A 23,099-nucleotide genomic window follows, 5' to 3' on the forward strand; every position below is an offset into this window, starting at 1 on the left:
CGCAGTGCGAAAGTGGTTCGACGGTACGAACCGTGCCGCGCAGTTCCCCGAGGTTCCGGAGAGTTCGATGACCACTCGCACCGATACACCGGCAGCGCCGGCAGCCGAGACGGATACGGGCACTCCCCTGGCCCTGTCCGCCCTGCTCGCCGGAACCCTCGTCGGGACATTGAGCAACAACATCATCAATGTCCCACTGCCACAGATACTTTCCGACTTCGACGCGAGCCTCGAAGACGGCGCACTCCTGGCCGTCGGCTTCCTTCTCACTTTTGCTGCGACAATGCCCCTTGCAGGGTACATCGGTGACCGATACGGTCGGCGTCGCGTCTACTGCGGTGCCCTGCTCGGCACCGCGATCTGTGCGGCCGGAGCGGCGACGGCGCCGACCCTCGAGATCCTCGTGGTCTGGCGCGCCCTCGGCGGAGTCGCGGCGGCTGCATTCGCGCCTGCTGTCATGGGGTTGATCGCGTGGCTGTTCGGCGCGCATCGACGCGCACGCGCGGTGGGCGCGTGGGCCACCGTGAACGGACTCGGTCAGGCCATCGGCCCCACCCTCGGCGGTTTCGTTGCGGGACATTGGGGTTGGCGATGGGTATTCGTCCCGATGATCCCGATTGCACTGATCGGTCTTGCCGGGACGTTGCGCTGGATCCCGATCTTCCCCGGCCGCCGGATGACCCTCGACGTGCCCGGTGCGATCGCACTGACCCTCGGTTCCGCCGGAGTCGTGCTGGGACTGAGCATGTTCGGACAAGCAGGTGTTCCCACGTCCGTCGCGGGGATCGCCCTGGCGGTCTCGATCGTCGTACTGGTCGGTTTCGTCGTGCACTGCTTACGCGCGGACGTGCCGTTCGTCGACGTCCGACTGTTGGTCGAGAGCAGATTCGCGCGGAGCGCGGCCGCCGCCTTCGCGCAGATGTTCTGCCTGGGCGCCGCTCTGCTGGCGGTGCCGCTGCGGTTGCACGCGACGGGCGCGTCGACGGCCACGGCCGGGGCGATCCTGTTCGCACTGCCCGCAGTCATGGCGGTCCTCGCACCGGTGGTCGGCCGCACTGTCGATCGCGTCGGCGGACGGCGCATGTTGCGGGCGGGACTGGTGGTGCTGCTCGTCGGTCAGATCGCGCTTGCCGTCGTCCTCTCGGCGGACGAACCGCGGCTGTGGCTCGTCGCGACCGTCCTGGCGATCACCGGTGCCGGCATCGCCGCCGTGCAGACCCCCGCGGCGGCCGGCTCGACGCGGTCCCCGGCGGGCGAGCGCGGGACGGGCCTGGGGGTGTTCAACCTGATCCGCTTCGGCGGCTCCGCCGTCGGGGCCGCGTGGGTGACCGTCGCGCTCGGTTCGTGGACGGTCGGACCGCTCTTCGCGGTGTGCGCCGTGGTCGTGTGCGCGGGGTTCGCCGCGTCGTTCCTGGGGGCCGACCCCGAGGATCACGCACCGACCGGCTCCGAGTCGACCGCTCTCAGCGGTAGTTGATCTCGTTCTCGACCGAGGTGCGCAACCGGTCGAGAAGCTCGAGGCGGACGGCGAGCCAGGCCGTGAACTGGTTCTCCGGCAGCCGGACGTCCATCCCCATCGCACGGGAGATCCGGTCCAGCTTCGACAGCATCGTGTTGCGGTGGACCGACAGCTCCCGCGCCGCCGCGTTGACGTTCCCGCCGGCCGCGAGATAGGCCAGCAGGGTGTCGTACAGGTCGGTGCCGGGCTTGAGCGTCCCGAATACGTCGCCGACGAATCTGCGGCTGCGATCGGTCTCGGCGACCAGCTCGAGCACACCGTAACCCCGCAGGTCGCGGTAGGCCACCGAACCCGACATCCCGAGCCGCTGCCCGATGCCGAGCGCCACGCGGGCCTGCCGGTAGCTCTCCCGGATCTGGTCCGCGCCGACGGCCGGAGCGCCGTGGGCGACGGGCACCGGACGCACGCGCCGGCGGGACAGGTCCTGCGACACCGCGTCGGCGTATTCGGCGATCTCGAGTTCGACGTCGCTCGGGTCGCGGTAGCGGAGCGACCGCACCACCACCAGGACGTCGCCGATCACCGTGACATACGAGCGCACCGACGGGTGGGGCAGGACGCTCGCGGCGTACCGGGCCAACCGCAACAGTCCACCGGATTCGTCGCCACCCGGACCGGCCGGGTTCTCCCCGTAACCGGGCGCGACGAAGACCGCGAACGACGAGGTGAGATCGATGTCGTGGTACTCGGCGCGCGCCTGCATGTCGTGCTGGCTGGTGAAACTGCCGTGCACCAGCGCCTGCACGAAATCGCCGCGGGCCCGTTCCTCGGCCTCGTCGACACTGCGTTGCCGCAGCATCTCCGATCCGATGATCGCCGTCGCCTGTTCGGTGACGACCGCGTGCTGGGCCAGCTCGTGCGGTCCGGGAGACGCGCCCGAGGCGAGCACGACCACCCAGCCCTCGAACCGTTTGCCGAGCCGGATGGTGCTGGCCGTGCACGTCCAGGGTGTGCCTCCGACGACCTCCTCCAGCACGCGGGTGTCGTGGGGGGCGTGACGTTCCGCGGCCGTCACCGTCGACAGCTGCTTGTGCAGTAGCTCCGAGATCTCTTCCGCCCGAACGGCATCCACGCCGTGGAAGGCGACGGCCTGACCACGTGCATCGAGTGCGATCGCCGGATGCTGTGCGAGCGCCGAGACCTCCTTGACGAGCAGGGTCAGTCCCGCGCCGCGGTGCAGCAGACCGGCGAGCGTCGAGTGCACGTGCGCGGAATAGCGCATGACGTGCACTTCCTGCATCAGCGACCGCTCGGCGAGCAACCGGTTGAGTGCCGCGAATCCGACGGGCAGGTCGAGTTCGATCACCACCAGTCCTGCCGGCCAGGACATTCCGGCGGGCACCGCGCCGTCGACGACCAGGGCCGCCGCGTCGCGGGCCGCGAGCGCGGACAGGGCGTGCGCGCTGTCGGCCAGTGCCTCCGGCCGCATGTACACGGCGACGCCGGTGAGATCATCGAATCGGCCGACGACCTCGCCGAACGGCAGCACCCAGGTGAGCGCCCGGTCGAGATCGGCCTCCCGATCCACGACCCGGGCGCCCTCCATGAGCGGTTCGTCGAGCAGCCCTCGGACTGTCAGACGCGGGCTCGATTCCATGGGGACCTGCTTCCATCGGGAGCATCGGCGGGCTGTGAGGGGGTGGGCCCGTCGACACCGTGGCGGTGTGCACTTTCTACACCAGATACCAGAGTCATGCGTCCCAGACGCATGTGCACTGTGTACACCGAATCCCGAAAACGACGGTGATCCTGACTGTCCCCATCGGCGCACGGCCCTGTTAGAAATGAGCCACGCCGGACACACCGCTCCACCGCTCCGGCACCCGCCGACACTTCAGCGACGCGACATCGGCGGGACGCACACGGATCCCGACGCGGACCAGGAATCGTCCGACTCTCCGACCCGACTCCGAAAGTGGAGACCAATGCATCGAATCCACCGCATCACCCTCGACGACGCACTCCCCCTGCTGGCCGCCGGCCGCGCGAAGGCCGAGGAGATCGGCGTGAAGCAGACCCTCTGCGTCTGCGACGAGAGCGCGAACGTCATTGCTCTGCACCGGCTTCCCGGCGCCCGCCTCACCGGCGTCGAGATCGCCATGGCGAAGGCGTTCACCGCCGCCGGCCACGAGCGCGCCACCCACCTGTTCAACGAGGGTCCCAACGGACCCGCACTCCCCGGCAACGAAGCGTTCGGCATCAGCCACATGCTCCCCGGGAAGTTCGCGATCTTCGTCGGCGGCTTCCCCCTCGTCTACGACGGACAGATCGTCGGCGCCGTCGGCATCAGCGGCGGCAACGGCGAGCAGGACAAGGCGGTCGGCGCCGCCATGATCGCCGAATTCGAAGCCCTGACCTCCGCGATCAACGCCTGATCACATCCCCCCGCACGACCTCCTCATCGAAAGGCATCATCATGACCGAACTGCTCGGACGCGACGAATTCCGCGCCGCACTCGAAGACGCCATCAAGGGACGCGAAGCGAAGAACGCATCGTTCAGCAAGGCGTGGGCCGAGGGCAAGCTCGAGAAGCACCACTTCGCCCGGTGGGCCGAGAACCACTACCACTACGTCGGCCCCTTCGCCGACTACCTGGCGAACATCTACTCCAACACCCCCGATCACTTCACCGACGCCAAGGACTTCACCCTCCAGAACATGTACGAGGAGGAGCTGGCCGACATCCGGCACACCGACCTGCTCATCAAGTTCGCCGAGGCGTGCGGCACCACCAAGGAGCGCGTCGAGGATCCGAACAACATGAACGCGGTCACCCGCGGACTGCAGGCCTGGTGCTACGCGGTGTCGCAGCGCGAACACTTCGTCGTCGCCACCGCGGCCCTGGTCGTGGGCCTCGAATCGCAGGTGCCGAGCATCTACAAGAAGCAGATCGTCCCGCTCCGCGAGGTGTACGGCTTCACCGAGGACGAGATCGAGTTCTTCGACCTGCACATCACCTCGGACGTGGTGCACGGTGAGCGCGGCTACCAGATCGTCCTCGACTGCGCCGACACCCCGCAGCTGCAGCAGCGCTGCCTGCAGCTCGTTCGCTGGGGAGCGGAGATGCGTTTCTCGTACACGAAGGGCCTGTACGACGCGTACGTCGCCCCCGATCTGGAGCTGGCGTCCGCCTGATCCGATGCGCGGGAGCGGAAGTCGCTCGCGGCTTCCGCTCCCGGTCTCGCACACGAGCGAAGGAGAAGCATGTCCACCGAAATCATGGGCAGCGGGACCGCCGGCACCGACACCGCCGCGGAGTCCCCGACCTGGGTCGCCGTCGCCACGGTGAAAGAGGTGACCCGCCGCCGCAAACTCCGCGTGGAGGTCGACGGCCTCGCGATCGCACTGTTCCATGCGAACGACCGCATCTACGCCTTCGCCGACCTGTGCATCCACCAGGACCGTTCGCTCGCGAAGGGCACGCTCCTGCACGGCCGGGTCATCTGCCCCGGCCACCAGTGGCGCTTCGATCTCGAGACCGGATACGAAGAGGACCAGGACCTCTGCCAGCCGGTCTATCCCGTCCTCGTGCGCGACGAGACCGTCCTCGTCGACCCCACCCCGCGTCCGGCACCGGCCGCATCCGGAAAGGAGTGCTCGGCATGACCGTTCGCACCGTAGTCACAGTGGGCGCCGGCCAGGTCGCCGCCGTCGCCGCACGCACCCTGCGCCGCCGCGGCTTCGACGGACGCATCGTGCTGCTCGGCGACGAGCAGCACGCCCCCTACCAGCGCCCACCCCTGTCGAAGGAATTCCTCGCAGGCCGCGAAGGAGTCGACTCCCTCGCACTGATGACCCGGAAATGGCTCGACGCCAACGACATCGACATCCGAACGGGTGTGTCGGTTCAGCGCATCGACACCGCGACCCGCACCGTCGAGTTCGACGGCGGCGAGATCGCCGCCGACGCGATCGTCCTCGCCACGGGCGGACGCCCCCGCACCCTCACCACCACCGGATCCCGGCCCGATCTCGTCCACTACCTGCGCACCCTCGACGACGCGACCGCCCTCGCAGCCCGCCTGACCCCGGGTTCGAGTCTCGCGATCGTCGGCGGCGGCTTCATCGGACTCGAGATCGCGGCGACCGCAAGATCTCTCGGCGTGACGGTGACGGTCCTCGAACAGGCCGAACACCTCCTCGGAGGCATCCTCGGCGAGCAGGTCGGCCGGCACTGCGCCGAACTGCACCACCGCAACGGTGTCGACCTGCGCGCCGGCACGGGCGTCGCCTCGGTGACCACCTCCGATGATGGCGTGCGGATCGAGACCACCACCGGGATCGTCGAGGCCGACGCCGTGGTCGTCGGCATCGGCATCGTCCCCAACACCGACATCGCGGCGGCGAGCGGACTCGCCGTCGACGGCGGGATCGTGGTCGACGCCACCGGGCGCACCTCGGTCGAGAACATCTACGCGGCAGGCGATGTCGCGAAGCGGTTCTCTCCGCGCGAAGGCCGGCACGTGCGCGTCGAACACTTCGACAACGCGAACCGCCAAGCCGCGGTCGTCGCCGACGCGATCGTCGGGCGGCAGTCGCTCTCCGACGACCCGCACTGGTTCTGGTCCGATCAGTACGACACCAACATCCAATTCGCCGGATCATCTTCCGGAACAACCGAACTCGCCGTCCGCGGTGACACCGACAGCGGAGAGTTCTCGGTCTTCTACCTCGCCGGCGACGTTCTGACCGCTGCCTTCGCGATGGACCGCGGCGAGGACATCATGGCGGCCCGCGAACTCATCGGCCGCAGGGTCGACGCAGCGCTGCTCGCCGACGAGGACACCGATCTGTGGGAGATGTACGAGGAGGTCGAGCCCGCATGACGATCACCGGACTGAACCACATCGACGGCAACTGGGTACCGGCCGCCTCCGGCGCGGTCTTCGAACGCCGCAACCCCGCCGACGAGACCGATCTGATCGGCACCTTCCCGGACTCCGACGCCATCGACGTCCGCAACGCCGTCGATGCTCTCGACAAGGCCGCGCCCGAATGGGCCGCCGCCCCGCCCGAACGCCGCGCCGCGATCCTCGAAGCAGCCGCCGACCACCTCGCCGCACACTCGGCCGAACTCGTCGACGAACTGATCCGCGAAGAGGGCAAGACCCGCGCCGAGGCGTCGATGGAGGTGACTCGCACCCCCATGAACCTGCGCTTCTACGCAGGTGAGGCACTGCGCGCCACCGGTGCGACCTTCCCGGCACCGGGCTCCACGACCATCTACACCGTGCGCGAACCGATCGGGATCGTCGGTGCGATCACGCCGTGGAACTTCCCCCTCAACATCCCCTCCCGCAAGCTCGGGCCCGCGCTCGCCGCCGGCAACACGGTGCTGTTCAAGCCGTCCGAGATCACCCCACTGATGGGACAGCGACTCGTCGAGGCCCTACTCGCCGGCGGTCTGCCGGCGGGCGCGATCGCACTCGTCCAGGGCGACGGCAAGGCCGGTGCGGCCGTGTCCGGCGACGAACGGGTCGCGGCCGTGACCTTCACCGGGTCCACCGAGGTCGGACGCGCCATCCACCGCAGCGTCGGCCCCGACCGGCGCGTGCAGCTGGAGATGGGCGGCAAGAACCCCGTCGTTGTCCTGGACGACGCCGACCTCGACGCCGCGGCCGCGCTGATCGTCAAGGGCGCCTTCGGATTGTCGGGCCAGGCGTGCACCGGCACCAGCCGGGTCGTCGCCGTCGACGCAATCCACGACGAGTTGCTCGAGAAGGTCGCCGAACGCACCCTCGCACTGCGGGTGGGACCAGGTTCGGGTGCCGCCGTCGATGTCGGCCCGCTCGCGGGTCGCGGTCAGCTCGACAAGTTCCTCGAGTACGTCACCATCGGCACGGACGAAGGCGCACGGCTCGTGTGCGGCGGCGTGCGATGCGAGGACGACGCGCTGCGAGACGGATTCTTCGTGCGGCCCACAGTGTTCGCAGACACCGCCCCGGGGATGCGCCTGCTCACCGACGAGATCTTCGGCCCGGTCCTGGCCTTCCAGCGCGCCGGCTCCTTCGACGAGGCCCTGGCTCTGGCGAATGACACCGCCTTCGGGCTCAGCGCCTCGGTCGTCACCCGGAGTCTGTCCGCTGCACAGCGTTTCATCGCCGGGTCGCGGACCGGGCTCGTGAAGGTCAACCAGCCCACGACGGGAATGGCCATGAACGCGCCGTTCGGCGGCTACAAGCAGTCGAGCACGCAGACCTTCAAGGAACAGGCCGGCCCCACGCTCATGCAGTTCTACCAGTCCGAGAAGACCGTCTACCTGTCCCCCGACGCCTGACCGGCGACACCGACCCTCGACAAGCCTGGAGGAAAGACCATGGAGTTCAAGCGAGTGGCCCGATCCGGGCAGGTGCCCGAAGGCATCGTCCGCCGGTTCTACGCCGAGGACTACGAGTTCGCCATCTCCCGACTGGACGGCAAGGCGTACGCGACGTCCAACTACTGCTCACACCTCGACTGCCTGCTGTCGTCCGGCAAGCTCGTCCAGGACGGCATCGGATGCTCCTGCCACGGAAGCGCATTCGACCTCGAGACCGGTGAGCCGATCTGCCCGCCGGCCACCGAGCCCATCAAGACCTATCCGTGCGAGGAGCGCGACGGCGAGATCTTCGTCGGGATCGACCCCGCCGAGCCGCCGGAAGGACCCCGTCGACGTCGGATGCGGTCGGCATGAGTCGGCGCGCGACACGACCGGCGACGCTCGCGACCGGAGGCATGGTCGCGTCGAGTCATCCGCTCGCGAGCCTCGCCGGGGTCCGCGTCCTCGAGGACGGTGGCAACGCCGTCGACGCGGCCCTGGCGATGGCGGCGGTCACGTGGCTGACCCTGCCCGGGCAGTGCGGCATCGGCGGCGACGCGTTCGCCGTGGTCCGCGAGCCCGACGGGTCGGTGTGGACCGTCAACGGCAGCGGTTACGGACCCGACGGCGGTACACCGGATTTCTACCGGGCACGGGGACTCGACACGATCCCGCTCGACGGGGCGCTCGCCGTCGCCGTTCCCGGCGCACCCGCCGCGCTGGCGGCACTGCACCGGCGGGGAGCGAGCAGGTCGCTGCCCGAGCTGTGGGCGCCGGCAGCCCGGATCGCCGAGAGCGGCCTGCCGTGCTCGGCGAAGACCCGAACCGACGTGCAGACCGCTCTGCATGCGATCCGCGGCGACGCCGGACTCGCCTCGGTGTACGCACCGGGCGACCGGGTCCCGCGCCTCGGCGACGTGCTTCCCCAGCCCGATCTGGCCCGCACGATCCGTGCCCTGGCCGAGGATCCGGCATCGTTCTACACCGGCACGCTCGCCGAACGCTGCGTGGCTGCGCTGCAGGGGGGCGGAGCACCGTTCAGCGGCGACGAATGGCAGGCCGGGGCGTCAGTGGACGCGGAGGCGGCGCTCACCGGCAGCTATGCCGGTCACGTCGTGCACCAGACCCCGCTCCCCACACCGGGATGGATGGTGCTGCACCAGGCCGCCCTGTGCGACGACGCGCTCGGCACCCACCCTGTGCTCGGCGCGGCATCGATCGACCGGATGGCCCGCGCGGCCACCGTCGCCTTCGAAGACAGGCTCCGCTGGTGCTCGTCGGACAACGACGGGGTCGCACGGGTGCTCGATCCCGCGAACATCGCAGCCGGTCGCGCACGGATCGACGGGCGTGCACCGGCCGAGGCGTTCGCCGTCTCCGCCGGGGACACGACGTCGTTCGTCGCCGTGGACTCCGAGGGGCGGGCGGTGTCGTTCATCCACTCGCTGGCGTTCACCTTCGGAGCGAAGCTCACCGTGCCCGGCACCGGCATCGTGCTCAACAACCGGCTCGGTCGCGGTGCCTACCTGATCGACGGGCATCCGAACGAGGTGGCGCCGCGCCGCAAGCCCCTGCACACACTCAACGCGTGGATCGTCACCGACTCGGCGGGCGAGCTGCGGCATGTGGGCAACACGCCCGGCGGCGACGGCCAGGTGCAGTGGAACATGCAGTTGCTGTCGCACCTGCTCGACCACGGTCTCGACCCCCAGGAGGCGGTCTCGGCGCCGCGCTTCACCGTCTTCCCGGGATCGGACGCCGACGTGCTCGGCGAACCGACCGCATTGCGGATCGAAGGCGACGTCGCCGACGGTGTGTGCGACGAACTGCGCCGGCTCGGTCACCGGGTGGAGATGCTCGAACCACTCGACGCCGAGGGCAGCGCGCAGGTGATCTCGATCGACGACCGCGGGGTGCTCTCCGGCGGCAGCGATCCACGACAGGAGGGGGTGGCTCTGGGTGTCCTCTGACATTGCTTCGCAATGGGTGTCCACTGATGTGACCGCTGTCGCACCGCGTCCGCAGGGGCGATACGTCCCGGCCGTGTTGGCCGGCGACACCGTCCGCACGGCGGGCATGACCCCACGGCGAGACGGCGAGCTGATCCTCACCGGACGGGTCGGCGCGGAGGTCACCGTCGAACAGGCCCGGGCCGCCGCGGTCGTCGCGGTGGGCAACGCGTTGGCAGCGATCCGCGCGACGCTGCCGGAGGGCACGTCGTTCCGGCCGGTCGAGATGGTCGTCTACGTCGCGAGCGCGCCCGGTTTCGTCGATCTGTCGGTGGTCGCGGACGGCGCGTCGGACCTGATCGAACGCGAACTCGGTGTGGATGCGCTACCGGCGCGCACCGCCGTCGGCGTCCACACCCTGCCCGGCGGGGCACCGCTCGAGATCGCGCTGACCGCCGTGTGCGGATAGACGGAGGTTCACAATCCTGGTGGTCGACCATCAGGGTTGTGAGCCTCGTTTCTCGGTTGTGAACCTCGGGGACGAGTGCTCAGCGCTTGGCGCCGATGTCCTCGAGTTCGGCTGCAAGATCGACACTCTCGGACGGTCGCTGCCACCGATACACTCCGCCACCCTGGGCGTAGGAGAGGTGACCGCCGAGAGCGCCACCGACTCCGACCGCGCCGAGACCGATCAAAGTCCACATCGTCCCCGCCCGGTCGTGGCGGGCACGTCGCGCGCGATAGGACGTCGCCATGCAGATCACCCCGATCGCGTTGGACACGGCGTGCACCGCACCGACCCTGCGCTGAGGGGCATCCTCCAGGGTGGAGAAGTCGGTGTAGCCGGTGACGATCGTCGGGACCGCCGCGCCCAGTCCCAACGCGACGAGTCGCCGGGACGCGGTGCGCTGCCCGGGCAGCGCGTCCAACGCCGCCGCGGACACCCACGACCCGATCGGGACGGTGACGAGGAGCGGATGGACGGGGTGTCCGAGCCAGGAACCTCGGAGCAGGTCGTCGACGACGGAGCCGTCGAGGACTCGCCGTATGCGCTGCGCGATGCGCTCGGCGGGCCGATCCACAGCGTCGAACGATTCGACGGCGCGCAGGAGTTCGTGCAGGTTCATGATGAGGCGATACCCGTCGGCAACAGATACGAATCGCCGGGTGAGCGCGATGCGACGGCACCCTTCGATCGCTGGCCATGACGACGTCGGCATTCGTATTTCTGTCGTATCCCGAGGGCACCATGTGGCCGTGACCGAGAAGACCATCGGCTTCCCGAGGACTATCCGCAATTCCTGGACGAACTCGAAGCACAGGTTCGTCGACCAACTGGCCAGGGACCTGCGCTCCGAGTTTCCACACATGCGCGGTCTCTCGCGCCGCAATCTCTTCTACATGCGGTCCTTCGCGGACGCCTGGCCCAGGAAATAGTGCAACAGCCTGTTGCACAATTGCCATGGGGACATGTGACGGTCCTTCTCGACAAGCTCGACAACCGAGAGCTTCGCGACTGGTACGCAGCTCGCGCAGCAGAACACGGGTGGTCGCGTCACGTTCTGACTCATCAGATCGTCGGGCAGTTACATCGCCGTGTAGGTGCCGCGCCGTCGAATTTTCCGGACCATCTTCCTCCACAGGACTCCGACCTCGCACAGCAACTCGTCCGCGGCCCGTACATCTTCGATTTCCTCGATCTCGACGAGCGGGCCGCGGAACGAGACCTCGAAGCGAGCCCGAGTACGCCGGCAAACTCGGTTTCTACGTCTCCTGGGTGGACGAGAACCTGCGAGTCGCGGACCGGCACGCACCGACCATCGGGATCCTGCTGTGCGCGGGTCGCAACGACCACGTGGTGCGCTATTCGCTCGCGGGCACGACCGCTCCCTTGGCGGTTGCGAACTACACCTACGACACCCTGCCCGAACCCATCCGCGAACTTGTGCTTACCGACAGCGAACTCGCCGACGCGGTCGATGCGACCTGGGACGAGCTCACGACGGACCGCACCGACGGAGACAATCTGCAGACCTGACACCGTTCGTCGGCCACTCCAGGCCCGGTACGACTACTTCTCGTCGAGCGGTTTCGCTCCCAGCACGTCCTTGAGCAGCTCGATCGCGACTTCTTCAGGATCGCGGCGCGTCGACGGGTCGCCGGGCGTGGCGGCCTCGGCGAACATCTCCTCGACGTCCGCCTCCGTCATCTGCGACGGGTCGGGCGGCGGCGCGTCGTAGCCGGGGCCCGGGTCGTCGGGAAGGTCGGGGGCTTCGGGCGGCGGGATGTCGTCGACGCTCTCCACGGACGGACGCGTGAACGTCGGGGCAGCCGACGGTGCGGTCGCCGGTCGCTGCGGCGCGGCGGGGGCTTCGGCGGGTGCGGGCGGCGCGGCATTCTTCGCCTGGCTCGGCCGGGAGAAACGCGGTTGACCCGCCGGACGCGAATTCTTTTCGGGTGCCGGGGTTCTGGCAGGCGCCTCCGCAGCAGCGGATCCGTGGACGCAGGTGACCTCGAACTCTCCACCGAAGACCGCCTTCAGCGCATCGGCGATGACCGTGGCGTTGCGCGCGTCGGCGAGTCGCTTCGCGAGCGGAGCGGAGTCGTGCACGAGCACGACGCGGGTGCCGTCGACCGATCGGACGGTGGCGCCCGAGAGCATCACCTCGACGGTGCGGCTGCGTTCGCGGACCTTCGCGCGCACCTCCGACCACACGCCCCGCATCTGGGCTGCGTCGGGACCGCCTGCCGCGCGGGCGGGTTCGGGCTCGGGTTCGGGAGCAACCGGCTCCTCGGGGGCGGGCGGCGGAACCTCCTGCGCGGCAACCTCGTCGGGCACACTCTGCGGCTGTGGAGCCTCCGGGACGACGGGAGGTTGCGCGGCGGCGGGAGGCGGTGTCGGGGCAGGTGCCGGCTGGGCCGGTTCGGGCTGCACCGGTGCCTGCTGGGCAGGGGGTTGCTGGGCAGCTTCCGGCTGCGGCTGAGCAGTCTCGCGGGGCTGAGCAGTCTCGCGGGGCTGAGCAGTCTCGCGGGGCTGAGCAGTCTCGCGGGGCTGAGCAGTCTCGTTGGACGGTGCGGCAGGCGCCGCCTCCGCTGCCCGGCGCTGGGAGGGACGCTGGAAACGTGCCGCGGGTTCGTCGGGCGAGATGGGCGGTGCGGCAGGCGCGGCGGGTACTGCCACCGGCTTCGGCGCGACACCTCCCGCCGGGGCTGCGACGATGCCCTGCTCGAGTCGTTCGAGGCGTTGCAGGACAGCGGTTTCCGCGTCGGACGCCGCGGGGAGCAGCATGCGCGCGCACATCACCTCGAGCAGCAGACGCGGCGACGTCGCACCGCGCATCTCGCCGAGCCCGGCGTGCACGATCTCGGCGTAGCGGGTGAGGGTGGCCGGGCCCAGGCGGGTCGCTTCGTCGCGCATCCGCTCGAGGACGTCGCCGGGTGCGTCGACGAGTCCGCGCTCGGCGGCGTCGGGGACGGACTTCATGAGGATGAGATCGCGGAGCCGTTCGAGAAGATCGACGGCGAAGCGACGCGGGTCGTGCCCGGCGTCCATGACCTTCTCGACGGTGCCGAACAGCGCCGCGCCGTCGCCGGCCGCGAGCGAATCGACGGCCTCGTCGATGAGAGCGACGTCGGTGACGCCGAGCAGCGACAGGGCGCGCTCGTAGGTGACGCCCTCGGGGCCGGCACCGGCGAGGAGCTGGTCCATCACCGACAGCGAGTCGCGGGGGGATCCACCGCCGGCACGGATGACCAGCGGATAGACCGCGTCCTCGACCGGCACGTTCTCCTGGCCACAGATCTGCTCGAGCAGACCCCGCATCGCCGTGGGAGCGAGGAGCCGGAAGGGATAGTGATGCGTGCGCGACCGGATGGTGGGCAGCACCTTCTCGGGCTCGGTGGTCGCGAAGACGAAGATGAGGTGCTCCGGCGGCTCCTCCACGATCTTGAGCAGGGCGTTGAAGCCCTGCGTGGTGACCATGTGCGCCTCGTCGATGATGAAGATGCGGTAGCGCGATTCGGCTGGAGCGTAGAACGCGCGGTCGCGGAGTTCGCGGGTGTCGTCGACACCGCCGTGGCTCGCGGCGTCGAGTTCGGTGACGTCGAGGTTGCCTCCACCGCCCGGGCCGAGCGACACGCACGACCGGCACGTTCCGCACGGAGTGGACGTGGGGCCGGTCTCGCAGTTGAGCGAGCGGGCGAGGATGCGCGCCGAGGACGTCTTGCCGCATCCACGAGGACCCGAGAACAGGTAGGCGTGGTTGATGCGGCCCGTGTCGAGCGCCGTGCTGAGGGGCACGGTGACGTGCTCCTGCCCCACCACCTCCGCGAAGGTCGCAGGTCGATACTTCCGGTACAGAGCCACGCGCCGAGCGTACCGGCGGCTCCCGACATGCACGGAGGTCGGTCCGTTGACATCTGTGGCCGAGACCACTGTTGCGTTAACGATATATCGAGATCTATCGTGACCGTATCGACATAGAAGGAGACGCACAGATGCTAACCCACGAACATCCCCGCGGCCGTCGCCGCGCCATGCACGATCGAAATCTTCCCGGCGGCCCGTTCCGCGCCGACGGCCCCCGCCGTCGCGGACACCACCCGCACGACGAACCCGGCTTCCGGCCGCACCGCGGTGGCGGCGGACGGGGACACGGCGGCCCGCGAGGAGGACGACGCGGCCGAGCACAGCGAGGCGACGTCCGCGCGGCCGTGCTGCGCCTGCTCGGCACCGAACCGATGCACGGCTACCAGCTCATGGAAGCGATCGCCGAACGGACAGGCGGCGCATGGCGCCCCAGCCCCGGCGCGATCTACCCGACGATCTCCCAGCTCGAGGACGAAGGACTCGTCACCGTCGAGAAGGAGGGCGGACGCAAGCTCGTCTCACTGACGGATGCGGGCCGCACGTACATCGACGATCCGGAAAACGAGCTCCTCGACCCCTTCGCCGCTCACGATCCCGATTCCGACGCCCCCGACCTGCGACTCGCACTGCGCGAACTGCAGGTCGCGACGCGGTCGGTCGCGATGGGCGGTTCCGACGCCGAGGTCGCCGCGGCACACGCGGTCCTCACCGGAGCCAAGAAGTCGCTGTACCGGATCCTCGCCGGCGACATCGACACGTCCGATCAGGAGTGAAGGCTCAGCCGCGGGCGAAGAGGCGGATGCGCTGCTCGCGGCTGCGCTCGAGATGAGCACGCATGTGTTCGCGGGCCGCGGACTCGTTCCGCGCCCGCAAGGCGTCGAGGATCTGCGCGTGCTCCCGGTTGAGCAGATCGGGCTCGCCGTAGTTGGACGGCGGCCCGGAGTCGTAGATCCGCAGCTGGGTGGTCAGACGCACGAGCAATGTCGTGATCGTCGTGTTGTGCGCGGCCTGCCACAGCGCCTCGTGGAACCGGAAGTTCCCGATGCGCACCGCGCCGTCGTCGGTGGCTGAGCAGCACGAATCGTGCAGTCGCTCGAGCCGGGCCATGTCGAGATCGGTGTGCCGGATCGCCGCGGCGCCGGCCGCCTCGGATTCGAGCGCGACGCGCGCCGCATAGATCTCGATGACGTCCTCGGGGGTGCCCGAACGCACCCGGAAGCCGCGACTGGCCCGTTCGAGCAGACCGTCGTGCGCGAGCCAGTTGAGCGCCTCGCGGATGGGGGTGCGGGACGCCCCGTAGGTCTCGCTGAGCTGGGTCTCGTGCAGAGCGGCGCCGCGTGGGAACTTCCCCGCGAGGATGTCCGAGCGCAGGCGCAGGTACTGCTTGGAGGTCTGGTCGTCGCGCCCGGTGGGCGATTCGACGAGAAGAGAGCTCTCCAGCTCGGCCGTCGCGTCCTGCTCGGTCATCTACACCCTCCGTAGGCATGCCGTTTACGTGCGCCGATTATGCCACCGTGGACTTACGAATACTTGCGTATACGTTATTCGTCGTTTAGCGTCGCTCCTCGAACACGACGAGAGGACCCAACGCGTGACCGAGGCGGCTTTCCGGGACGAACAGGTGCTGATCAGCGCCGAAGAGCTCGCGAGCGACCCCGGCGCCCACACGGCCCTGCACGCCACGGTCACCTTTCCGAAGCCCCGTTTCGACGGCGACTACCGTCCGGAATCCGGCTACGCGACCTGGCGCGCCGCGCACATCCCGGGCTCCGTGCACGCCGACCTGCTCGGCGGATTCAGCGCCCCCGGCACCGACCTGCATTTCTCCCGCCCCGCCCCGGACGACCTCGCGGCCGCCCTGGCCGAACTCGGTGTGACCCCCGACACCGACCTCGTGATCTACGACGACGGCGGCATGACCTGGGCGTCCCGGTTGTGGTGGATGCTGCGCAACATCGGTGTCTCCGCCCGCGTCCTCGACGGCGGCTTCGCCCGTTGGACCGCACTCGACCTGCCCGTGGAAACCGGCGACGCCGCCGAGCGCACTGCCATCACATCCCGGACCGGGCTGCCCGACCACGGCCTGTGGCGCGATCGCGACGACGTGCTCGCCGTGGTGTCCGGTGACGCACCGGGCACCCTCGTCTGTGCGCTCGACGCCGAGCAGTTCGCAGGCACCGCCACCACTCGTTACGCGCGCCGCGGGCACATCGGCGGGAGCCGGAACCTGCCGGCCAAGAGCCTGCTCGCCGACGGCGTCCTGCGGAGCACCGATCGGATCGCCGAGCTGGCCGAGCAGGCCCTCGCCGATACCTCCCGGCCCCTGATCCTCTACTGCGGTGGCGGCGTCTCGGCCTGCCTGGTGGCGCTCGCACTGGTCCGGACGGGCCACGACGACATCGCCGTCTACGACGGATCCCTCAAGGAGTGGACCGCCGACCCCGCACTCCCCATGCGGACACTCGGAGAAGGGAAGGGCGACGCATGATGCGATGTCCGCGATCCTGACCCGCTTCGTCCCCTCCCCTCCTCCCGACAGGATCTCCCGTGACCACGACCCCCACCGTCGATGATCTCGCCGTCACCCTCGACGCCCTGCGCGCGCAGACGCCGCTGGTGCACTCGCTGACCAACATCGTCTCGGCCAACTTCCTCACCAACGTGCTGCTCGCCGCAGGCGCCAGTAACGCGCACATCGACAACGCCCACGAGGCAGGCGATTTCGCGCGCATCGCCGGTGGAGTGCTCGTCAACCTCGGCACGCCCTTCGACGAGACCTCGGTGGCCTTCACCCGCGCGGCCGAGGCCGCGCACGACGCCGGCACCCCGTGGGTCCTCGATCCCGTGGGCGTGGGCGGACTGGCGTGGCGCACCTCTCTCGCCGCCGACCTGCTGAAGTTCCGTCCCACCGCGATCCGCGGCAACGCCTCCGAGATCATCGCGCTGGCCGGTCTGGGCGGTGACACGCGCGGCGTCGACAGCGCCGACGAGGCCGCTGCTGCCGTGCCTGCCGCGCTCGCGCTGCTCGACCGCGCGGACGCCGTGTCGGCCTCCGGTCCCGTCGACTACCTCGTCGCCCGCGACCGCGACGGCGGGATCGTCGGATTGCGCATCGCCGGTGGCAGCGCCATGTTGCCGCGCGTGACCTCCACCGGATGCTCCCTCGGTGGACTCGTCGCGGCCTATCTCGCGGTCGCGGAGACCCCTCTCGTCGGCCTCGCGGCCGCCCACACGCACGTCGCCGTGGCGTCCGAGATCGCCGAGGAGAACTCCACCGGCCCCGGCTCCTTCGCCGTCGCCTACCTCGACGCCCTGTTCGCCGTGGACGCCGGCACGCTGCGCGCCCGCGCCCGCGTCGAACCGTTCGAACTCCCCTCGAAGGACACGAAGTAATGCCCATCAAGACCTTCTGGTATCTCACCCAGGCCGACGGCGACTACCCCTGGAGCCCCGGCGGGTTGTACCCGGTGGACGGGCAGCGGCAGATCGAACTCGCGAAGACCATCGACGACGGCGGCTTCGAAGGTGCGCTCGTCGCGACCTGGCCGAACGACCCCTTCATCTCGGCGACCTGGGCTGCGGCGCACACCAGCCGGATGAAGTTCCTCGTCGCGATCTACGCGAACATGATGCCCGCGCGACTGCTCGCCGAGAAGGCCCTGACCTTCGACGCGTTCAGCGGTGGCCGCCTGATGATCAACTCGGTCAACGGCCGGGAGAACATCCTCACCAAGTACGACATGAACGTCGAGCACGACCGGCGGTACGAGCTCGGCGAGAAGTACTGGGACGAATTCCGCCGGATCTACGCCGAGGGCACCGAGTCGAACTTCCCGAACACCCCGTTGCGTATCGACGCGCCGGCCGACCGTTCGGTGCCACTGTGGGGCACGGGCGACTCCCCCGCCGGCCTGCAGAACGCCGGCAAGATCCTCGACGCCTATCTGATCATGCTGCGTGAGACCTCGTTCGTCACGCAGAAGTTCACCGCTGCCCGCGAATCCGCTGCTGCGGAGGGACGCGAGTACACCGACTTCGGCGCACTGTCCGGTGTGATCGTGCGCCCGAGCCGGGACGAAGCGATCGAGCGGTTCCGGTCGCTGTTCGAGAAGGCCGGCATCGAGCAGATCCAGGACGTGCTCGACCGGGCGGTGCGCCGCCGCACGCACGGCAAGCAGGATCTGAAGACCTTCACCGCGCGCGACGCGCAGCGGCAGGGCTGGGTCGACACCATCAACGCCGGCAAGCTGCCCGAACCCGAGGACCTGTATCTCGGCGACGGCCTCTACGCGGGCATCACCGCGTGGTCACCGCTGGACATCTTCGCCACGGGATCGTCGGCCGTCTACTACGTCGGCGACCCGGACGAGATCACCGGCCATGTGCGCACCCTGCGCGACGCGACCGGACCGACCTCCCTCATCCTCGCCGGATGGCCGCTCATCGACGAGGCGAAAAACGTTGCCGAACACCTGATTCCACGTTTCGAGAAGCTCTGACGGTAACGCGGACGGGATCGGTCAGGGGGTGTCGACGAGACGGAACCCCGAGCCGATCCCGTCGCGCGCGTCGATCTCGGCGAGGATCCGGTCGGCCCGCTGGTAGGCGGCGAACCTCGTGTCGGGAACCTGCCGGTCGTCGGAGACCGCGGTCTGCGGGAACCGGTAACCCACCGACAGTCCCATCCATTCGCCCGTCTCGGTACGCACGAGCGGCCCGCCGGAATCGCCCGGTCGCATGAGCAGCGGCGAGGACATCAGGTTCCCGTCCACCCGCACATCGCCGGTCGCGCAGGCCACCGACGTGCTCCGCCCTGCCGCGCAATGTGTTCCGGCCGGCAGCTCGCCTTCGCCGAACGCCGCGACCGATTCGAGCACGACTCGCTCTCCCCGGTCGTTGGGCACCGACGTGTTCGATCCCCGCACGCGGGTCTCGTCGAGCAGGACCACCGCGTAGTCGGCGATCTCGTCGGTGGGAAATCCCAGCTGATCGACCGAACCCGTACTCGCGACGTCCGTTTCGGTTCCGATCGGCCCGCGGTGCTGCTCCTCGACCTTCCAGACGGGCGACGATCCCGTCTGATAGCAGTGCCCCGCCGTGATCGCGACGAGCCGACCCGCGTCGTCGTGCCCGACCGCCGCCACCGAACACCAACCCGGTGTCGGCTCCGCGGAGAACACGATCCCGTCGCCGGGCCGGAGGACGACCCGGTCGTCTCCCCCGCCGGCCGAGGCCACGCCCACGGTTCCCCCGGCGAAGGCGACGGCGGCGCCGCACACCGCTGCGACGCGTCTCATGACTTCTTCGCTACCTTCATCGACTTCTTGAACTCGCGCACCTCGCGCAGCGACTGCTCGTCGACGACGTCGGCGATCGACCGGCGCGCATCCTCGTGCCCATAGTCGCCGGCGGCCTCGCGCCATCCCTCGGGCCGCACACCCATCTGCTTGCCGAGCAGCGCCAGGAAGATACGTGCCTTCTGGTCGCCGTAGCCCGGCAGCTTCTTCAGCCGCCGCAGCACTTCCTTGCCGTCCGGGTCGCCGGACGTCCACAGTGCGGAGGCGTCGCCGTCGTAGTCCTCGACGATCGCCGCGCACAGCGCCTGGATCCGCTGTCCCATCGACTTGGGGAACCGGTGGACGGCCGGTTGCTGCGCGCACACCGCGACGAACTCGTCGGGGTCGGCCGACGCGATGCGGTACACGTCGAGACCGCCGAGACGGTCGGCGAGCTTCTTCGGTCCCGCGAACGCGACCTCCATCGCCACCTGCTGGTCGAGCAGCATGCCGATGAGAAGCGCCAGCGGGTTCTCGGCCAGCAGTGCGTCGGCGTCGGGATCTCCGACCAGGTTCAGCGTCGAGGACATGCAGACGATCATGCCCTGCGCGTCAGGGGCGGCGCCACACGACCACCGCGATCACGATGCCCAGGGTGAGCGCGATCGACGTGGTCAGAGCATGCAGCCAGTGCGGGAACAGCGTCGGTTGCGAGGTGTCCGGAACGGCGGCCAGGGCGGCGAACAACGCCACGACGGCGATGACCGACGCCGCCGCGGACCAGCCCTTGGCCAAGCGGGTATGCCTCGCACCGCGCAACTCGGCACTGCGCAGCAGGGCGTGCTCGACGATGTCCACGGCCTCGGACAGTTCCGCGTCGAGTTCGGCCAACTCGTCGGCGACCCGGCCGGCCATGAGTGCTCGCAGCTGGGTGGGTTGCGTCCACGAGTGGAACCGGTCGTCGTGGATCGATTCCTTGCGCAGCAGGGCCCGTTCCATCCGGCGCGCCTGCATGATCGCGATGTCGTCGAGGACCGTGGCCAGCCGATCGCCGCCGAGCCCGTCGGGGTGGCGCAGATGCTCCATGGTCGTCCAGTAGTCGGCGGAGGCCCGGGCCCGCACCGCCACCCACGGGATGAGCCCGTAGATCATCTCGCGGGTGCCGTGCCCGACATAGTCGCTGCCGAGAGCGGTGGCCTCGAGGTCGAACAGCACCGCACCGGAGTCCTCCCGCACGGCGATGGTGGCTCCCGGCTGCACGGGCCGGTCCACCAGCGGAACCCGGTCCCACTTCCACAACACACCCCAGGACCGTGCCGCCGTGCGGGCCTCCGGTCCGATGCGCGGGCCGTCGACGAGCGAGCGGACGCGTTCGCCGCCGCTCGAGACCACTTCCACGACCATGCCCTCGGCGACCTCGCGATCGCCGACTCCCCGGTGGCGGTGGACGACGAGTTCGTGCAGGGGCTGATAGGTCGTCGGCGCACACAACCGCCTGTTCAGTCCGGGAAACACGTCGTTCAGGCAGGCGTCGGCGGTCAGTTCGAAGGGCGCGAGGAACTCGCCGAGCACCGGGCGCAGACCGGCGCCGTCGCGGTCCTGCAGCGGGTCGCTGCGCCAGTCGACGAGCGGCGACCCGTGGTCCGACAGCGATTCCAACGCCAGGACGAGACCGTGGCCGGGGACGTCCCACAGCGACACGCACGTCGCGGGGTGTCCCACATACGGTCGGGTTGTGTCCGGCGCCTCACGCAGCGACCCCGTCGACGCACCGAACGAGATCTCCGGTCGTGTCGGGTCGACGACGTGCCGGAACGCGAGCAGGCACGGCGGACGCACACCGTGGTCCGTCTCGGGCTGCTCGGCGATGCGTGCCGGCAGGAAGGGCTCCACCTTCTCGACGGGTGGGACCCGCGGGGGCGTCTCGGGCGCCGCCTCGATGTCGAGCGCCAGTAGGAACACCTTCAGTACACCGAGACACCCCGTGACAGATCCGACGGCCGATACGCCGACTCCGGAATTCACGAGAGCGCGGTTTTCCATCACACTCACCACTTCCGAACCCGCCGCACGGTATGCGGCGACCCTGACCAGCGAGTATGTCAGGTCGGTAGGGGAAAGCAAGTCGCGGTGACGGCGAGCACCGAGAATGCCCCGACCAGGGCCGATCCGAGTTGTCCACCGCCCGTCCACGTGTTGTGCACAACTTTATCCACAGGCTGGGAACAAACTCACACCCGGAGTGCAGATTCTTGTCGACGGAGGTACGCAACAAAGAATCGAGGCTCGCAACGCCGGCAGTGACTGCCGATGTTGCGAGCCTCGTCCTCGCGTTGCGTACCTACCCACGCACTACTTGTCGGCGAGCGCCTTCTCCGCTGCGGCCAGCAGCACGCAGGTCGCGACACCGTCCATGGCCTTCTCGAGCTCACCGAGCGAAGGGAAGCTCGGTGCGAGGCGGATGTTCTTGTCCTCGGGGTCCTTCTTGTACGGGAACGCCGAACCGGCACCCGTCAGCGCGATACCCGCCTCCTTCGCCAGGGCGATGACGCGGGCCGCCGTGCCCTCGACGACATCGAGGCTGATGAAGTAGCCGCCCTCGGGCTCGGTCCACGACGCGACCTTCGACGTGCCGAGACGCTCCTCGAGGATGCGGCGCACGAGCGCGAACTTCGGCGCAAGGATCTCGCGGTGCGTGGCCATGTGGGCACGCACACCGTCGGCGTCGCGGAAGAAGCGCAGGTGACGCAGCTGGTTGACCTTGTCGGGACCGATGGTCTTGATGCCCAGGTACTTCTGGTACCAGGTGAGGTTCTCGGTGGAGCTGCCGAAGAAGCTCACGCCCGAACCGGCGAAGGTGATCTTCGAGGTGGACGCCAGCGCGAACACGCGGTTCGGGTGACCGGCCTGCGCGGCCAGACCGAGGATGTCGATCGCGGGCGCGAGGTGCTCGGTGAGCGGGTGCACCGCGTAGGCATTGTCCCAGAAGATGCGGAAGTCGGGAGCGGCCGTCGGTATCGACACCAACTCGCGGGCGACCTCCTCGGAGTACACCGCGCCGGTGGGGTTCGAGTAGGTCGGCACAGCCCACATGCCCTTGATCTGCGGGTCGTTCGCGACGAGATCGGCGATGAACCGCACGTCGGGGCCGTCCTCGCGCAGCGGCACGGGGATCATCTCGATGCCGAGCGACTCGGTGATCGCGAAGTGCCGGTCGTAGCCGGGCGCCGGACACAGGAACTTGACGACCGACTCCTGCGACCACGGGCGCGGCGAGTCGACGGTGCCGTGCAGCAACGACCAGACGACGAGATCGTGCATGATCTCGAGGCTCGCGTTATTTCCTGCGACGAGGTTCTCGACCGGGATGTTCAGCAGCTCGGCGAAGATCGCGCGCAGCTCGGGCAGGCCGGTGAGGCCGCCGTAGTTGCGGGTGTCGGTGCCGCTGCCGTCGCGGAAGTCGTCGGCACCCGGCAGCGACAGCAACTCCGCGGAGAGGTCGAGCTGCTCGGGCGAGGGCTTGCCGCGGGTCAGGTCCAGCGTCAGCTTCTCCGACTTCAACCGTTCGTAGTTGGCGGACTGGCGCTCGTGCTCTGCAACGAGTTCCTCATGGCTCATCAACCCGTACTGGGTCTGCGTAGGCATGCGGAGGGACCTTTCACCGTGCACGGTGACACGGGCATCGGC

Annotated in this window: 23 protein-coding genes and 1 pseudogene; 16 read left to right on the top strand and 8 right to left on the bottom strand. The window is 69.2% G+C overall.

Annotated elements, in window-relative coordinates:
• The first annotated feature begins 4 nt into the window (after positions 1-4).
• Positions 5-1,477, top strand: coding sequence for an MFS transporter (locus tag A5767_RS09815; RefSeq protein ID WP_082937649.1), 1,473 nt, complete (start codon positions 5-7; stop codon positions 1,475-1,477).
• Here the strand turns inward: A5767_RS09815 and A5767_RS09820 are convergent.
• Positions 1,464-3,116 carry a PucR family transcriptional regulator gene (locus A5767_RS09820; protein WP_064852194.1) on the bottom strand — a complete coding sequence of 551 codons (1,653 nt, stop codon included), beginning with the start codon at positions 3,114-3,116 and terminating at the stop codon, positions 1,464-1,466. The two genes, A5767_RS09815 and A5767_RS09820, sit on opposite strands and share 14 nt — an antisense overlap.
• A gap of 328 nt (positions 3,117-3,444) precedes the next feature.
• Here A5767_RS09820 and A5767_RS09825 point away from each other — a divergent pair, with 328 nt between their 5' ends.
• The 8 genes from A5767_RS09825 to A5767_RS09860 all read left to right on the top strand — a co-directional run bounded on the left by A5767_RS09825 (position 3,445) and on the right by A5767_RS09860 (position 10,236).
• Complete coding sequence (locus tag A5767_RS09825; RefSeq protein ID WP_006552488.1) at positions 3,445-3,894, top strand: GlcG/HbpS family heme-binding protein; 450 nt, start codon at positions 3,445-3,447, stop codon at positions 3,892-3,894.
• A gap of 41 nt (positions 3,895-3,935) precedes the next feature.
• Positions 3,936-4,655: a TenA family transcriptional regulator gene (locus A5767_RS09830; protein ID WP_064852195.1), complete on the top strand. Its 720-nt coding sequence runs from the start codon at positions 3,936-3,938 to the stop codon at positions 4,653-4,655.
• Positions 4,656-4,739: 84 nt separating this feature from the next.
• The gene (locus A5767_RS09835; RefSeq protein WP_051121625.1) at positions 4,740-5,126 is read left to right on the top strand and encodes a Rieske (2Fe-2S) protein; all 387 of its coding nucleotides are present in this window, start codon (positions 4,740-4,742) and stop codon (positions 5,124-5,126) included.
• Positions 5,123-6,346 (top strand): NAD(P)/FAD-dependent oxidoreductase, encoded by a 1,224-nt coding sequence (locus A5767_RS09840; RefSeq protein ID WP_064852209.1) that lies wholly within the window; start codon positions 5,123-5,125, stop codon positions 6,344-6,346. Before A5767_RS09835 ends, A5767_RS09840 begins: the two co-directional genes overlap by 4 nt.
• On the top strand, positions 6,343-7,797 hold the full coding sequence (locus A5767_RS09845; protein WP_064852196.1) for an aldehyde dehydrogenase family protein: 1,455 nt from the start codon (positions 6,343-6,345) through the stop codon (positions 7,795-7,797). Before A5767_RS09840 ends, A5767_RS09845 begins: the two co-directional genes overlap by 4 nt.
• Before the next feature lie 39 nt (positions 7,798-7,836).
• Positions 7,837-8,193 (top strand): Rieske (2Fe-2S) protein, encoded by a 357-nt coding sequence (locus tag A5767_RS09850; protein WP_006552493.1) that lies wholly within the window; start codon positions 7,837-7,839, stop codon positions 8,191-8,193.
• Positions 8,190-9,788, top strand: coding sequence for a gamma-glutamyltransferase family protein (locus A5767_RS09855; protein WP_064852197.1), 1,599 nt, complete (start codon positions 8,190-8,192; stop codon positions 9,786-9,788). The genes A5767_RS09850 and A5767_RS09855 overlap by 4 nt, the downstream gene beginning before the upstream one ends.
• A gap of 28 nt (positions 9,789-9,816) precedes the next feature.
• Positions 9,817-10,236, top strand: coding sequence for a RidA family protein (locus A5767_RS09860; RefSeq protein WP_006552495.1), 420 nt, complete (start codon positions 9,817-9,819; stop codon positions 10,234-10,236).
• 79 nt (positions 10,237-10,315) lie between these two features.
• Here A5767_RS09860 and A5767_RS09865 read toward each other — a convergent pair whose 3' ends face one another.
• Positions 10,316-10,894, bottom strand: a complete 579-nt coding sequence (locus A5767_RS09865) for a DUF2231 domain-containing protein (protein ID WP_033097936.1) — start codon at positions 10,892-10,894, stop codon at positions 10,316-10,318.
• Positions 10,895-11,024: 130 nt separating this feature from the next.
• Between A5767_RS09865 and A5767_RS24145 the strand changes: the two genes are divergently transcribed.
• The 3 genes and pseudogenes from A5767_RS24145 to A5767_RS23700 all read left to right on the top strand — a co-directional run bounded on the left by A5767_RS24145 (position 11,025) and on the right by A5767_RS23700 (position 11,805).
• Positions 11,025-11,204, top strand: a complete 180-nt coding sequence (locus A5767_RS24145; protein ID WP_235367226.1) for a DUF1016 N-terminal domain-containing protein — start codon at positions 11,025-11,027, stop codon at positions 11,202-11,204.
• A gap of 35 nt (positions 11,205-11,239) precedes the next feature.
• Positions 11,240-11,305, top strand: a pseudogene (locus A5767_RS24150) (hypothetical protein); the annotation flags it as partial.
• A gap of 239 nt (positions 11,306-11,544) precedes the next feature.
• Complete coding sequence (locus tag A5767_RS23700; RefSeq protein ID WP_138841422.1) at positions 11,545-11,805, top strand: PDDEXK nuclease domain-containing protein; 261 nt, start codon at positions 11,545-11,547, stop codon at positions 11,803-11,805.
• Between the two features lie 33 nt (positions 11,806-11,838).
• On the opposite strand, the gene A5767_RS09880 is transcribed toward A5767_RS23700, so the two are convergent.
• Positions 11,839-14,133 carry a DNA polymerase III subunit gamma and tau gene (locus tag A5767_RS09880; RefSeq protein WP_064852210.1) on the bottom strand — a complete coding sequence of 765 codons (2,295 nt, stop codon included), beginning with the start codon at positions 14,131-14,133 and terminating at the stop codon, positions 11,839-11,841.
• A 131-nt stretch (positions 14,134-14,264) separates the two neighbouring features.
• Here A5767_RS09880 and A5767_RS22590 point away from each other — a divergent pair, with 131 nt between their 5' ends.
• Positions 14,265-14,909 (top strand): PadR family transcriptional regulator, encoded by a 645-nt coding sequence (locus A5767_RS22590; RefSeq protein WP_082937651.1) that lies wholly within the window; start codon positions 14,265-14,267, stop codon positions 14,907-14,909.
• 4 nt (positions 14,910-14,913) lie between these two features.
• On the opposite strand, the gene A5767_RS09895 is transcribed toward A5767_RS22590, so the two are convergent.
• A complete protein-coding gene (locus A5767_RS09895; protein ID WP_006552499.1) occupies positions 14,914-15,603 on the bottom strand; it encodes a GntR family transcriptional regulator in 690 nt (229 codons plus the stop codon).
• Positions 15,604-15,727: 124 nt separating this feature from the next.
• Here A5767_RS09895 and A5767_RS09900 point away from each other — a divergent pair, with 124 nt between their 5' ends.
• Genes A5767_RS09900 through A5767_RS09910 form a run of 3 tightly spaced genes read left to right on the top strand, consistent with a single transcriptional unit; the run spans position 15,728 to position 18,635 of the window.
• Positions 15,728-16,624, top strand: a complete 897-nt coding sequence (locus A5767_RS09900; RefSeq protein WP_064852200.1) for a sulfurtransferase — start codon at positions 15,728-15,730, stop codon at positions 16,622-16,624.
• A 59-nt stretch (positions 16,625-16,683) separates the two neighbouring features.
• Positions 16,684-17,529, top strand: coding sequence for a hydroxyethylthiazole kinase (gene thiM, locus A5767_RS09905; protein WP_064852201.1), 846 nt, complete (start codon positions 16,684-16,686; stop codon positions 17,527-17,529).
• The gene (locus A5767_RS09910; protein WP_064852202.1) at positions 17,529-18,635 is read left to right on the top strand and encodes an LLM class flavin-dependent oxidoreductase; all 1,107 of its coding nucleotides are present in this window, start codon (positions 17,529-17,531) and stop codon (positions 18,633-18,635) included. Before thiM ends, A5767_RS09910 begins: the two co-directional genes overlap by 1 nt.
• Before the next feature lie 21 nt (positions 18,636-18,656).
• Here A5767_RS09910 and A5767_RS09915 read toward each other — a convergent pair whose 3' ends face one another.
• The 4 genes from A5767_RS09915 to A5767_RS09930 form a co-directional block, all read right to left on the bottom strand.
• A complete protein-coding gene (locus tag A5767_RS09915) occupies positions 18,657-19,433 on the bottom strand; it encodes a trypsin-like peptidase domain-containing protein (RefSeq protein WP_006552503.1) in 777 nt (258 codons plus the stop codon).
• Positions 19,430-20,002: an HhH-GPD-type base excision DNA repair protein gene (locus A5767_RS09920; protein ID WP_006552504.1), complete on the bottom strand. Its 573-nt coding sequence runs from the start codon at positions 20,000-20,002 to the stop codon at positions 19,430-19,432. The genes A5767_RS09915 and A5767_RS09920 overlap by 4 nt, the downstream gene beginning before the upstream one ends.
• A gap of 22 nt (positions 20,003-20,024) precedes the next feature.
• The gene (locus A5767_RS09925; protein WP_231912051.1) at positions 20,025-21,374 is read right to left on the bottom strand and encodes a hypothetical protein; all 1,350 of its coding nucleotides are present in this window, start codon (positions 21,372-21,374) and stop codon (positions 20,025-20,027) included.
• Between the two features lie 390 nt (positions 21,375-21,764).
• Positions 21,765-23,057 carry an aminotransferase class I/II-fold pyridoxal phosphate-dependent enzyme gene (locus A5767_RS09930; RefSeq protein ID WP_033097939.1) on the bottom strand — a complete coding sequence of 431 codons (1,293 nt, stop codon included), beginning with the start codon at positions 23,055-23,057 and terminating at the stop codon, positions 21,765-21,767.
• Positions 23,058-23,099 lie beyond the last annotated feature (42 nt).

Origin of the sequence: Rhodococcus sp. 852002-51564_SCH6189132-a, from assembly GCF_001665495.1 — a bacterium.
Lineage (GTDB): Bacteria > Actinomycetota > Actinomycetes > Mycobacteriales > Mycobacteriaceae > Rhodococcus > Rhodococcus pyridinivorans.

Coding starts and splice junctions, on each gene's coding strand:
- A5767_RS09820 (WP_064852194.1), bottom strand. CDS start 3,116: ATGGAATCGAGCCCGCGTCTGACAGTCCGAGGGCTGCTCGACGAACCG.
- A5767_RS09825 (WP_006552488.1), top strand. CDS start 3,445: ATGCATCGAATCCACCGCATCACCCTCGACGACGCACTCCCCCTGCTG.
- A5767_RS09830 (WP_064852195.1), top strand. CDS start 3,936: ATGACCGAACTGCTCGGACGCGACGAATTCCGCGCCGCACTCGAAGAC.
- A5767_RS09835 (WP_051121625.1), top strand. CDS start 4,740: ATGGGCAGCGGGACCGCCGGCACCGACACCGCCGCGGAGTCCCCGACC.
- A5767_RS09840 (WP_064852209.1), top strand. CDS start 5,123: ATGACCGTTCGCACCGTAGTCACAGTGGGCGCCGGCCAGGTCGCCGCC.
- A5767_RS09845 (WP_064852196.1), top strand. CDS start 6,343: ATGACGATCACCGGACTGAACCACATCGACGGCAACTGGGTACCGGCC.
- A5767_RS09850 (WP_006552493.1), top strand. CDS start 7,837: ATGGAGTTCAAGCGAGTGGCCCGATCCGGGCAGGTGCCCGAAGGCATC.
- A5767_RS09855 (WP_064852197.1), top strand. CDS start 8,190: ATGAGTCGGCGCGCGACACGACCGGCGACGCTCGCGACCGGAGGCATG.
- A5767_RS09865 (WP_033097936.1), bottom strand. CDS start 10,894: ATGAACCTGCACGAACTCCTGCGCGCCGTCGAATCGTTCGACGCTGTG.
- A5767_RS22590 (WP_082937651.1), top strand. CDS start 14,265: ATGCTAACCCACGAACATCCCCGCGGCCGTCGCCGCGCCATGCACGAT.
- A5767_RS09895 (WP_006552499.1), bottom strand. CDS start 15,603: ATGACCGAGCAGGACGCGACGGCCGAGCTGGAGAGCTCTCTTCTCGTC.
- A5767_RS09910 (WP_064852202.1), top strand. CDS start 17,529: ATGCCCATCAAGACCTTCTGGTATCTCACCCAGGCCGACGGCGACTAC.
- A5767_RS09915 (WP_006552503.1), bottom strand. CDS start 19,433: ATGAGACGCGTCGCAGCGGTGTGCGGCGCCGCCGTCGCCTTCGCCGGG.
- A5767_RS09920 (WP_006552504.1), bottom strand. CDS start 20,002: ATGTCCTCGACGCTGAACCTGGTCGGAGATCCCGACGCCGACGCACTG.
- A5767_RS09930 (WP_033097939.1), bottom strand. CDS start 23,057: ATGCCTACGCAGACCCAGTACGGGTTGATGAGCCATGAGGAACTCGTT.